This is a genomic window from Shewanella surugensis, from assembly GCF_023284005.1.
Classification (GTDB): Bacteria; Pseudomonadota; Gammaproteobacteria; order Enterobacterales; family Shewanellaceae; genus Shewanella; species Shewanella surugensis.
In genome coordinates, this window is the sequence record NZ_JAKIKS010000038.1 from 14,961 (window position 1) to 26,646 (window position 11,686).

The window sequence follows — 11,686 nt, forward strand, 5'->3', positions numbered from 1 at the left end:
TAACAAGGTAAGTGATGACTTACTGAATTTAAATTGAGAGCACTCATGAAAATACTTTTACGCAACTTATTCCGACTAAAGAAGCGGACTTTAATTACGACTTCGATCTTATTAACCTTATCAGCCATTAGCCAAGCATCAACGATTGAACCACTAAGTTCATCGTTTAAAATACCCTATGATAAGGGCCTTAACTCCAATGCCGCTTCAGCAGGTGGTCAATATATTCTTGAAGTTCATCAGTCTGAAAACTATCGCTCTTTACATGCCAACATACTAAAAATAGATCTTGATGGAAAAGTTGAATCAGTCAAACAGACATCATACGATTATGGCGTTCAACCTGCTATAGCATCTATGGGTAACGGTTATTTCATCGAAGTACATAAGTCTGAATATTTTAACCGACTTTACGCTAGTATCATCCAAATTAATGACAATGGTGATTTCAATATCATTAATAACATGAGTTATGACAGTGGCACAAATCCTAAAATCACCTCAATGGGAAATGGACATTTCCTAGAAGTCCATCAATCAGAAAATTTCAGTACACTTTATGCCAATATTTTAAAAGCTGATACCCACGGTAACTTAGCCATTGTTAAAAACTTCTTCTATGACTATGGGAGCCAACCGGATATTACCTCTGTCGGAAATGGTTATTTTCTTGAAGTTCATAAATCCTCAAGCTATGACATGCTGTATGCAAATGTATTCCACATTAACGAGCATAATGACGTCAAGCAAATCAGCAATACATTCTATGACTACGGTGTTACTCCAGCAATTGCAAGTGACGCTAATGGTTATGCGCTTGAAGTTCACAAATCTGCCTCGTATGATCACCTCTATAGCACTTTACTTAAAGTGGATAATCTTGGAAAAGTGCATCGCATTAAAAACCTAAATTATGATTTGGGTCTACAACCTTCGATAACGTCGACAGGAAATGGTTACTTTACTGAAACTCATAAATCTGAAAATAATGACTTTTTGTATAATCATCTCTTAAAAGTTAATACTGACAACTAATTGATACCCAAGCCTGAGGGATCGCCACTTTTTTCTGGCTCATAAACAATTAATACTGATTGTGAAGTGAGCCAAGTTGTAAAGCACATAACTATATTATTCTAAGGTGACTTCGTACCGCTCATTTTCTATCACTTCCCGACCGATATAAATTACCGACAACACAGCCCTATGCTAAATTGTATTTGCCTGTAATGTTTGAAGTGGCAGTACTTTTCCGACTTTAGCTTGAGCAAACCATTGATAAGCCGTTGCCCAATTATCCTTATCTTGAGATAAAGAGACTCTTCCTCTCACACGATTAATCCAGTACCAATCTTTCTTTTCCACAATGTAAAACCAAGGAACGCGAAAAATGGCATCTGCCATAATGATGGGTTGACAACCTTCAGGTAAAATCGACGCCAACTCACCTAAAAATTGGGCATGAGCTTCGCTGGTATTTAATGCACTTTCTTTAAACGTTCACTCATATACCCGTGTGACCTAAAGATCCACGGGGCTTAATTAAAGGTATGATTAAAACAATTGCTTATTCCCTCCTTTTTGCTTTATCTTAATTTATCAATCACAACGTGATACTTCAGAAGGGAAGTCATGACATTGAGCATGGTAGGTTTAATCGGTGGGCTCGTGTTACTCATAATATTCACTCTGCGTGGGATGAATATACTCATTGCCGCCCCCTTGTGTGCACTAATCCTGGCGCTCACCAGTCATATTCCCATTATTCCGCCCCTTGCCGATCATTTACCCAGTTTCACCGTTAGCTACATGACGGGTTTTGCCTCTTTCTTACAAAATTGGTTTATTGTTTTTTTACTGGGTGCGATGTTCGGCAAAGTGATGGAGGTCAGTGGCGCAGCCGATAGCTTAGCGCATTGGATTATGCGCACATTCGGATCAAAACATGCCCCCTTTGCAGTCGTGATCACTTGCGCCATTTTAACTTATGGCGGTGTCAGTGTTTTTGTGGTCGCTTTTTCAGTCTTCCCGATGGCATTAAGTTTGTTTAAAGATGCCAACTTACCGAGGCGATTTGTCCCAGCCGCTTTAGCATTTGGCTCCATTACTTTCACTATGACCTCAGCAGGCTCTGTCGAAATTCAAAATTTCCAACCCATGCAATATTTAGGAACCAATCAGTTTGCTGGCTGGCATGTGAGTCTTGTGGTGGCTCTTTTTATGGCATCTGCTGGCATGTGGTTATTTCATGTGATGATAAAACGTGCAGTCGCAAACGGCGAACATTATGATGAGCGCGAAGGTGATCCCACACCAACGTCATCACACTTATTACCCCCACCTTTTTTAGGCTTTATTCCATTAGTGCTCGTACTCGGCAGCTCTTTTTATTGCAGTGTCATCCTCAATTTTGGCCGTTCCTCTTTAATCATCGCCTTATTGATTGGCGTAATAAGTGCCGTCATACTGTATTGGAAACGATTCGAACACTTAGGCAGCGCACTGTCTATTGCGACTTACAGTGCATTGATTGCCATTGCCAATACTTGCGCAGTCGTCGGATTTGGTAGCATAGCTAAGCTCACTCCAGCGTTTAATCATACCTTGATACAAATGACCGCTTTGCCCGGTAATGGCCTCATTAGTGCCGCTATTGCCATTAGTGTCATTGTCGCTTTAACAGGTTCCGCATCGGGAGGCCAAGCCATTGCCTTGCCGTTAATCGCCCCCCATTACCTAGAAGCTGGAGTCGACCCAAATGCACTGCACCGAGTCATCGCAATCACCTCTGGCGGACTTGATTCTTTACCCCATAATGGCTACGTCATTACCACCATTAGGGTCATTTGTGGCGAAACCCACCAAACCGCTTATCTTCCCCTTGGCGCTTTAACGGTGATTATTCCCTTTTTTGGCGCCATATTAGCCATCATCTTATTTATGTTAGGCATGTAATACATAACGCTTTATAATACGGGACATATACCCGTGGAAGATACTTGCAGTGATATTTCATCTGTATCAAATAATCATTGTGTCATTAAAGCAAGCATCATTCAGTCATCAACATATTGTGACGATACGATTTACGCTCAATGAGCGTTATTAGAGAGGCTAGATTGTCCCACACTTACATTCCATTAGAACAATACCCACGTAAATGGATTTTTAATCATAAAGATCTTCCTGTGAGCGAAAAAGATAAAGGTCATATCCATCCCCTAACCCAAAAAAGTGCCATGCTTGTTTGGAATAAATGGATCAGCAATAAAAGTAGCCGCAGTGAACAATTTGATAACGGGGATTGGGCCGCAAAACAAGATGCTTGGAAAAATATGGATCATTGGCAAAGTGCTTGGGACAGTGAAGCCGCTGAATTACCTGAACTACTGACACACTTTATCGATTGGCCCGACAATGCTATAGTTTATTTTTGTTATGATAAATACCAAGTAATTGAAACGACTTGGGAAGTATTCGTACGAAATTGGAAATGTTTTTTATTCTTTGATGACGGCCCTTTGTTGATATCTCCAAAACAGAAACAGGCAGTTTTGTTTCATCAAAATGGTCAATATCAAGTTGGACACAGAGGCTAACGACTAACCTACCTTTTATGAGGCTCTATATGAAACGATTGTCCGCCCTACTCTTCTTGTGTGTCTGTTTTTTATCAAGCGCACAAGCAAAAGAAGTATCAGACGTCAAACTGGCTGATACACTCACGCTCGATAATCAAACACTGATCCTCAATGGCGCAGGTGAGCGAAGTAAGATGTTTTTCGATCTTTATGTCGCCAGTCTCTATTTACCCAATAAAACCCATGACACTGCCAATGTATTAAGTGCATCTCGTGCTGTTATCAAACTGAATATCACTTCAAGTATGATCACTGCAGAAAAAATGAAGAAGGCTATCGAAGAAGGTTTTAATACTGCAACGGGTGGGGATATCGGGGCTATCCAGACTCAAATAGATCAATTCACCGCTGTTTTTTCAGATAAAATTTCTGAAGGTGATCAATTCACTTTTGATACCAGCCCAACTGCAGGTGTCACTGCGTCTAAAAATGGTAGCGTCAAAGTAACTATCAACAATGATACTTTTCGGCAAGCATTGTTGAATATTTGGTTGGGTGATGATCCGGTGCAATCAAGCTTAAAAAACGATTTACTCGATAACTAATACCAGCTTGATATAGGTTCAATAAAGAGGCGTAAGTGTCGCGCCTCTCATTATCACTGTCGCTTATTCCCTATTAATTCTCCCCTCTAAAAACTAAACCTCGCTTCTAGTGCTGCTCCACCTTGATTTTCAATCGTTTCATTTGTGTCCTCTGGGTTGAGCTCAAGTTCACCACTAAAAAAATATCCAGCAAATGCTGATATTGTGATCTTTGGCGTCCATTTCCAGCTCGCCCGTAAATGGCTCACCCACTCATCGATTTCAGCCGTATTTTCATTATCAGCAATCAAAAAACGACTAGTACGCTTAGACACACCCAAACCAAATTCCCAATCAGGAGTCGCTAAATAACTTAACTCAATGCCACCAGGGCCACTAAAGCCGACAGAAAAAGGATTCGATAAATACCAAGCATCATTGATTTGCCATCGAAAAGCCAAATAAGGTACGGTTCGGACCTCATCAATATCATTTAAATAAGCCACACCTACGCCAAATAAATGCCCAGATGAAAAACGATGTATCGCTGAAACCACCACCCCGTAACTTTGTGCTTCACTTGCCGTGGCCGTATCGGCATAAGCATATTGAAGTCGTGGCGATAGCATAAAGATCCAATGCTCATCGGGGCGATACACCACCGAAACCCCCGCCCTAAATCGGTGAATATCATCCCAAGCATAGTCCGTTTCTTGCCCTGAAGGACTCTTCCAATCATAATCTAATTGGTCATAACCTAAATCTAGCCCCAAAATCCATTTTTTCGATACTGGCATCTTAGCTTTAAAGTTAGTGAGCCACTGATCGCGTTGTAATTCATTGCCATCATTGCCGACATCGGCATTACCAATAGTGACTCTAGAAACACTAAAGGTAAATGGAGCAAAATCAGCAGGAGGTTTAGCCTCAACATATGAGGAAAATAACAACGTTGAAATGAGTGGCAGTTTAACCACAGAATGATAGTTCATGTTTCTCCCTAAACATATGATATTTATTTATTAATCTTAATAATTAAATATGTCTAATATTCTCGACTAATGTATCCGGCTCGTAAAATACCCATTATCCTTCCTCATAAATCTAGCCGATTAACCTAAAGATAACAGGATAAGACCATTGAATATACTCAAACCACTCTATCTTATAAACATAACTATTCATGGCCTCTTATTCGATACGCCCGAAGAAACATGTCGACACTCGATTGAATATACCTATCTCGACTCACCACTAAATCGTCAACATTGATGCCTAAATCTAATTTTAAGCGCATTTCACCAAACAACATTAAACACAAACGTACCGCGCAGTGACGAGGAACATCAAATTGATAGTCCCCTTTTTCTGCCACTTTTTTAAGATAATCGCTAAGCAAAGATAATATACATTCAGGCCCATTTTCAAAGAAAACCTGCGCAATTTCAGGGTGTCTATCGGCATGAGTCACACAAGTTTGGTAAATCGCTAACGCCTCTTCACTCACCATGAGTCGCCCAAATTGTTCGGCAAAATACGTTAACGTTTTCTCGGGCTCATCAGGATCAGAAAACACATCACTATTGAGCTGATAGCTATCGGCTTTCGCTGATATTGATGCAGCAAACAAGGTGTTCTTACAGCCAAAATGGGAATAAAGCGTTTGTTTCGATACGCCGGCTTTTTTAGCAATTTCATCCATGCTGGTATGAGGGAAGCCCTGTTCACAAAATAATACGTTCGCAGCCGCTAAAATACTGGCGTGCTTTTGCTCACGTTTAGTGAGGTTTTGACTTTGCAATGAAGTCGATGCCATCAGTGAGTCACTCTCAAGAGAAGAAATGTTAATAGCAGTTATTAAATCATAAAATAGACTGCGTAGTCCATAATCACAAAAACAAGACTAGACAGTCTAGTTTTTCATGCTTAAACTACACCCGTATAACAACAAAAAAACAACATAACACTTAAAAAATAATAACGCGATATTGGGATCAATAAATGGATATTACACCACTCACCAAGTCAGTCATTGTCATAATAGGATTAAGCTGCTTAGGTTTATTAAGCGCTTGCCAAAAAACAGCGGCCCCATCAACAGCGCAATATCAAACGGTGAGTACGCGCTCATTTATTACCGCACCTTCTTATCAACAAACGCAACAATTTTCAGGTGTCGTGAGATCCAGTAATACCACCGCAATCGGCTTTGAACTTTCAGGTAAAATAAACCAATTAAATGTCGATATTGGCGATAAAGTAAAAATGGGACAATTATTGGCCAAACTCGATACGCAATTATTACACACAGAAAAAAACGAGCTCAAAGCCAACCTCACACAGAATCAAGCCGAACTAGACTTAGCCAACAGCACCCTTAAACGTAGCCTCTCTTTAAAGCAAAAAAATTATATTTCCGAACAAAAAATAGATGAACTTAAAGGTCAAGTTAATCGGCTAATGGCTGCCCGAACCCAATTAAAAGCCGCTTATGCTGCCAATCAGTTAAAAATAGAAAAATCCAATATCATCGCCCCATTTAACGGCATCATTAGTCAAAGGCATCACTATATCGGTGAAGTCACATCGACAGGCACTCCCATTTACACCTTAGTGCAATCCAATAGCCCACAAGCTTATATTGGTGTTCCCTCTGATATTGCTAAATCATTAACCATTAATAAACAAGCCAATATCCGCATAGCTAACCATAATTACCTCGCTAAAATTAAAGGGATCTCTGCCGAACTCAACCCGATAACGCGAACGGTAGAGTTGAGGTTCACTTTGCCACAAGACAGCCAAGTCATTAATGGTGAAATCGCTTATTTCACTCATATAAAAGATGTTGAAATGCTCGGGTACTGGGTACCTATTAGCGCACTCACCGACGGCATAAGGGGTCTTTGGAATATTTATGTGCTCACGCCCAGAGCCGACAAGAGCTTTAATGTAGAGCGCCGAGATATCGATATTTTATACAGCAATCAAGATCAGGCTTATATACAAGGTCCTATCTCCGATAGCCAGCTTTACATTGATCAAGGCTCTCACAAACTGGTTGCGGGTCAAAAAGTCAATATCATTAAAAAATTGGTGAAAAACAATGATTAAAGCCATCGTTGAAAACGGCCGTTTACTCAGCCTAATGATAGCCCTAATCATCGTTGCCGGACTCGGGGCGATCTCTAGCCTACCGCGTATGGAAGATCCTATTATTACCAACCGATTTTCATCAGTTATTACCCATTATCCCGGTGCTTCTTCAGAACGAGTCGAAGCACTCGTTACCCAAGTACTAGAAAATCAATTACGCCGCATAAAAGAGTTAAAACTCATCTACTCAACCTCGAGACCCGGCATTTCCGTTATTCAGCTTGAACTAAAAGATGATGTCATTGATACCGCACCGATATGGTCTCGAGCGCGAGATTTCATTGCCGATTCAACCTATTTACTGCCAAAGGAAGCACAAAACACCACTCTGGATGATCAAATGGGCTATGCAAACACAGCCATTTTAGGACTGTCTTGGCAAGGAAACTCGCCTATTCGTATTGATGTATTAAATCGCTATGCAAAAGAACTCGAAAGTCGCCTTAGAGTATTATCAGGCACGGATTTTGTGAAGCTATACGGTGAACCAATCGAAGAAGTTTTAGTGATTCTAGATGCAAATAAAGTCAATCAATTGCAACTCACTCCCGCTTCCATCGCCACTATTTTACAAAATGCCGATCCTAAAGTCTCCGCGGGTGAAATTAATAATATTCATTTTAAAGCCTTAGTGGAGGTGTCTGGCGAACTAGACTCTCTGAATAGAATAAGACAAGTCCCCTTAAAAATTGATGCTCATGGACAAATTATTCGTCTCGGGGATATCGCCGATATTAGACGCCAAGCAAAAACACCTGAAACCAGCGTTGCCTTACTCGAGCAAACACAAGGGATCATGGTGGCAGCACGTATGCTTGATGACACCAGTGTTGACACTTGGCTGCACAATGTACGCCAAGTCGTCGATGAATATCAAACCAGCATCCCCACTAACGTCAAAATTGAATGGTTATTTGATCAAGAAGGTTACACTACGGAGCGCTTAGGAGGCTTAGTGGAAAATCTACTCTTAGGCTTTATTATCATTCTCGTGGTATTAATGCTGACCTTAGGACTAAGGAATGCCATCATTGTCGCCGTATCGCTACCGCTAACGGCTTTATTCACCCTTTCTTGCATGAAGTTCATTGGATTACCTATCCATCAAATGTCTGTTACAGGTTTAGTCGTGGCACTTGGGATCATGGTTGATAATGCGATTGTTATCGTCGATGCCATCGCACAGCGCCGCCAGCAAGGCATGAGTCGATTTAACGCCGTGAGCGGAACATTGCAGCACTTATGGTTACCTCTAGCGGGATCCACCCTCACCACGATGCTCGCTTTTGCCCCTATCGTACTGATGCCCGGACCTGCTGGGGAGTTTGTCGGCGGCATTGCTATCTCAGTGATATTTGCCTTATTAGGCTCCTTTATTATTTCTCATACCATTATTGCAGGGCTTGCAGGCCGCTTCGGCAGCCAATCACACGGTCATCGCTGGTATCATCATGGCATTGAACTCCCTAAAGTGAGCCACGCCTTTACTCAATGCTTAACCTTCGCCCTTTCTTACCCAAAGCGAACGGCCCTGTTAATCGGTCTGCTACCACTATTGGGCTTTATCGCCATGGGGAAAATGACAGAGCAGTTTTTCCCGCCATCGGATCGAGACATGTTTCATATCGAGGTCTATTTGGCTTCCCATGCCAGTTTAGAACATACCCGTCATTTAATCGAAAAAATGGATGTCAATCTGAGGCAACATAAAGACATCACGCGTATCGATTGGATGGTAGGTAGCAATAGCCCTTCTTTTTATTACAATATGATGCAACGCCAGCAAGGTGCCAGCAACTATGCACAAGCGATGGTCAAGGTCAGTGATCTAAAAACCGCCAACACCCTGATCCCTATATTGCAAGCCTCCCTTGATGGGGACTATCCTCAAGCTCAAATTCTAGTCAGAAAATTAGAACAAGGGCCGCCATTTAACGCCCCTGTTGAACTTAGGCTATTTGGGCCGAATCTCGATCAATTAAAAACCTTAGGCGATCAAGTGAGACTCATCTTTAGTGAAACGGCCAATGTCACCCACACTCGTGCGACACTCAGCGCCGGCTCGCCTAAGTTGTGGTTACAAATTGATGAAGATGCCAGCTTAATGAGTGGCCTTAACTTAACCAATATCGCCAACCAGATTCAAATGGCGACCACAGGATTAAATGGCGGTAGCATTCTAGAACAAACAGAATCTTTACCCGTTCGCGTTCGATTAAACGACAGTCAACAGCAAGAACAAATGAAAATCGCTGAACTGAATTTAGTGTCTAATACTGCAACGGGGATCCCTCTCTCAGCCCTATCCAGCAGTGAAATAAAAGTCAGTCGCGGCGCCATTCCCCGAAGAGATGGACAAAGAGTCAACACTATTGAAGCCTACATAACTAATGGCGTGTTGCCCCAAACGGTACTCGATAACACTAAAGCCAAACTCGATGCCCTCAAATTACCCATGGGTTATCGAATGGAATTGGGAGGAGAAAGTGCCAAACGTGACGAAGCGGTCGGTAATCTCTTATCCAATGTCCTACTGGTGATCACCTTATTATTAGCCACCATCGTATTATCTTTTAATTCATTTCGATTAACAGGGATCATCTTATTAAGCGCAATACAATCGGCAGGTTTAGGTTTACTATCGGTTTATGCCTTTGGTTACCCTTTTGGTTTTACCGTGATTATTGGTCTCCTAGGCTTAATGGGGCTGGCCATTAATGCCGCCATTGTGATTATTGCAGAGCTTGAGGTCGAGCCTCTCTCACGCCAGGGCGATATCAGCACGATCGTTCGGCTGGTCAGTAGCTGTGGTCGCCATATAGGCTCAACCACCATTACCACCATAGGCGGCTTCTTACCGCTCATCATCGCTGGCGGTGGATTTTGGCCACCGTTTGCCATTGCCATTGCTGGCGGAACCTTACTCGCAACCTTACTGTCACTCATCTGGGTGCCCACCATGTATAAACTCATCATGAGGCCCAGAACAATGACAACGCATAATGAGTTTGCTCATGACGTCAATTAATACGAAATCATAGCGCAAAAAAAGCCTCGTTAACACGAGGCTTTTTTAATAGATTCTACGGATTAGTCCGATTTATCATCAGAGTGCCTATCCATATTCTCACTGCTTTCCAGCCACAGCGCATTAATAATACCGAAAGAGCAGGCTAGAAACAGTCCTAATATCCAAGTGAAATACCACATAACTTGCCCCCTTAATAAAGTGACGTTGAATTGTTTTCAATATGTTGACGATTTAAACGGCCAAACATCTTGTAATAAGTCCAAATGGTGTAGCATAAAATCAGCGGAATAAAAATCGCCGCCACGACCGTCATCACACCTAAAGTCCCTTGGCTCGCTGTTGCATCCCACATGGTTAAGCTCACATTAGGATCAAGCGATGATGGCATCAAAAACGGAAACATCGCTGCGCCACACGTTAATATCACCATAGCAACGGTCAATGAACTGAACAAAAAGGCAAAACCAGAACGATGAAAGCGACTGGCAATTAACACCAATAACGGCAATATCAAGCCCGCTATAGGAAATAGCAGTGTGATGGGGTATTTTTGATAATTAGCTAACCACGCTCCCGCTTCTACCGCCACAGTTTTCAATGCTGGATTAGAAGGACCATTATGATCGATTGCCGAGGTGATCACATAGCCATCGACACCATTAACCAAAAATAAACCTGATAAAACAAAAAATACCAGAACGAAAATAGCTGCCACTTGAGAGGCGCCTGCAGCGCGCACTCTCAGCTCCCCTTCCGTCTTCATTTGCAACCAACTGGCGCCTTGCATGATGAACATGCTGACTCCAACAATGCCGGTTAATAAAGCAAAAGGATTTAATAAGCCAAAGAAGCCACCATAATAAGTCGCACGCAAATATTCATCAAAGTTAAACGGCACACCTTGCAATAAGTTACCAAACGCAATACCAATCACTAATGGCGGAACAAACCCACCTAAAAACAGCAGATAATCCCACGTTTTTCGCCACCTTGGATCTTCTATTTTTGAGCGATAGTCAAATCCAACTGGACGTAAATATAGCGCAAATAACACTAGCATCATGGCTAAATAAAAACCAGAAAAGGAGACGGCATATACCGTTGGCCAAGCAGCAAATAATGCCCCCGCAGCAGTAATTAACCATACCTGATTGCCGTCCCAATGAGGGGCAATCGTGTTAATCATAATACGACGTTCGGTATCATCTTTACCAATAATCGGCAGTAATGCTCCGACGCCCATATCGAAGCCATCTGTTACGGCAAAACCGATAAAGAGAACCCCAATTAATGCCCACCAAATGAATCTTAGCATTTCATAATCAAACATAATC

The 11,686-nt window shown here is 41.9% G+C and carries 10 protein-coding genes and 1 pseudogene; 6 read left to right on the forward strand and 5 right to left on the reverse strand.

What is annotated here, in order from left to right; genetic code table 11:
- Window positions 1-45 precede the first annotated feature (45 nt).
- Window positions 46-1,035, forward strand: coding sequence for a hypothetical protein (locus tag L2764_RS11330; protein WP_248940325.1), 990 nt, complete (start codon window positions 46-48; stop codon window positions 1,033-1,035).
- Between the two features lie 192 nt (window positions 1,036-1,227).
- Here the strand turns inward: L2764_RS11330 and L2764_RS11335 are convergent.
- Window positions 1,228-1,500, reverse strand: a pseudogene (locus tag L2764_RS11335) (IS4-like element ISPpr2 family transposase); the annotation flags it as partial.
- Between the two features lie 132 nt (window positions 1,501-1,632).
- Between L2764_RS11335 and L2764_RS11340 the strand changes: the two are divergent.
- The 3 genes from L2764_RS11340 (at window position 1,633) to L2764_RS11350 (ending at window position 4,186) form a co-directional block, all read left to right on the forward strand.
- On the forward strand, window positions 1,633-2,955 hold the full coding sequence (locus L2764_RS11340) for a GntP family permease (RefSeq protein WP_248940326.1): 1,323 nt from the start codon (window positions 1,633-1,635) through the stop codon (window positions 2,953-2,955).
- Window positions 2,956-3,119: 164 nt separating this feature from the next.
- A complete protein-coding gene (locus L2764_RS11345) occupies window positions 3,120-3,599 on the forward strand; it encodes a DUF2947 domain-containing protein (RefSeq protein WP_248940346.1) in 480 nt (159 codons plus the stop codon).
- 29 nt (window positions 3,600-3,628) lie between these two features.
- Window positions 3,629-4,186, forward strand: coding sequence for a chalcone isomerase family protein (locus L2764_RS11350; RefSeq protein WP_248940327.1), 558 nt, complete (start codon window positions 3,629-3,631; stop codon window positions 4,184-4,186).
- An 86-nt stretch (window positions 4,187-4,272) separates the two neighbouring features.
- Here L2764_RS11350 and L2764_RS11355 read toward each other — a convergent pair whose 3' ends face one another.
- Both L2764_RS11355 and L2764_RS11360 read right to left on the reverse strand, forming a co-directional pair.
- Window positions 4,273-5,157 (reverse strand): DUF6268 family outer membrane beta-barrel protein, encoded by an 885-nt coding sequence (locus tag L2764_RS11355; RefSeq protein ID WP_248940328.1) that lies wholly within the window; start codon window positions 5,155-5,157, stop codon window positions 4,273-4,275.
- Between the two features lie 185 nt (window positions 5,158-5,342).
- Window positions 5,343-5,981: a TetR/AcrR family transcriptional regulator gene (locus L2764_RS11360; protein WP_248940329.1), complete on the reverse strand. Its 639-nt coding sequence runs from the start codon at window positions 5,979-5,981 to the stop codon at window positions 5,343-5,345.
- A gap of 185 nt (window positions 5,982-6,166) precedes the next feature.
- On the opposite strand from L2764_RS11360, the gene L2764_RS11365 reads away from it, so the two are divergent.
- Both L2764_RS11365 and L2764_RS11370 read left to right on the forward strand, forming a co-directional pair.
- Window positions 6,167-7,279: an efflux RND transporter periplasmic adaptor subunit gene (locus tag L2764_RS11365; RefSeq protein ID WP_248940330.1), complete on the forward strand. Its 1,113-nt coding sequence runs from the start codon at window positions 6,167-6,169 to the stop codon at window positions 7,277-7,279.
- Complete coding sequence (locus tag L2764_RS11370; protein WP_248940331.1) at window positions 7,272-10,349, forward strand: efflux RND transporter permease subunit; 3,078 nt, start codon at window positions 7,272-7,274, stop codon at window positions 10,347-10,349. The genes L2764_RS11365 and L2764_RS11370 overlap by 8 nt, the downstream gene beginning before the upstream one ends.
- Before the next feature lie 62 nt (window positions 10,350-10,411).
- Here the strand turns inward: L2764_RS11370 and cydX are convergent, their stop codons facing one another.
- Together cydX and cydB are read right to left on the reverse strand one after the other, a co-directional pair.
- On the reverse strand, window positions 10,412-10,531 hold the full coding sequence (gene cydX / locus L2764_RS11375; RefSeq protein ID WP_248940332.1) for a cytochrome bd-I oxidase subunit CydX: 120 nt from the start codon (window positions 10,529-10,531) through the stop codon (window positions 10,412-10,414).
- Between the two features lie 11 nt (window positions 10,532-10,542).
- Complete coding sequence (gene cydB, locus L2764_RS11380) at window positions 10,543-11,682, reverse strand: cytochrome d ubiquinol oxidase subunit II (protein WP_248940333.1); 1,140 nt, start codon at window positions 11,680-11,682, stop codon at window positions 10,543-10,545.
- Between the last annotated feature and the right edge of the window lie 4 nt (window positions 11,683-11,686).

Bases quoted from the DNA above. Each gene is read 5' to 3' on its own strand.
- L2764_RS11330 (WP_248940325.1), top strand. From the start codon at position 46: ATGAAAATACTTTTACGCAACTTATTCCGACTAAAGAAGCGGACTTTA.
- L2764_RS11340 (WP_248940326.1), top strand. From the start codon at position 1,633: ATGACATTGAGCATGGTAGGTTTAATCGGTGGGCTCGTGTTACTCATA.
- L2764_RS11350 (WP_248940327.1), top strand. From the start codon at position 3,629: ATGAAACGATTGTCCGCCCTACTCTTCTTGTGTGTCTGTTTTTTATCA.
- L2764_RS11355 (WP_248940328.1), bottom strand. From the start codon at position 5,157: ATGAACTATCATTCTGTGGTTAAACTGCCACTCATTTCAACGTTGTTA.
- L2764_RS11360 (WP_248940329.1), bottom strand. From the start codon at position 5,981: ATGGCATCGACTTCATTGCAAAGTCAAAACCTCACTAAACGTGAGCAA.
- L2764_RS11365 (WP_248940330.1), top strand. From the start codon at position 6,167: ATGGATATTACACCACTCACCAAGTCAGTCATTGTCATAATAGGATTA.
- L2764_RS11370 (WP_248940331.1), top strand. From the start codon at position 7,272: ATGATTAAAGCCATCGTTGAAAACGGCCGTTTACTCAGCCTAATGATA.
- cydX (WP_248940332.1), bottom strand. From the start codon at position 10,531: ATGTGGTATTTCACTTGGATATTAGGACTGTTTCTAGCCTGCTCTTTC.
- cydB (WP_248940333.1), bottom strand. From the start codon at position 11,682: ATGTTTGATTATGAAATGCTAAGATTCATTTGGTGGGCATTAATTGGG.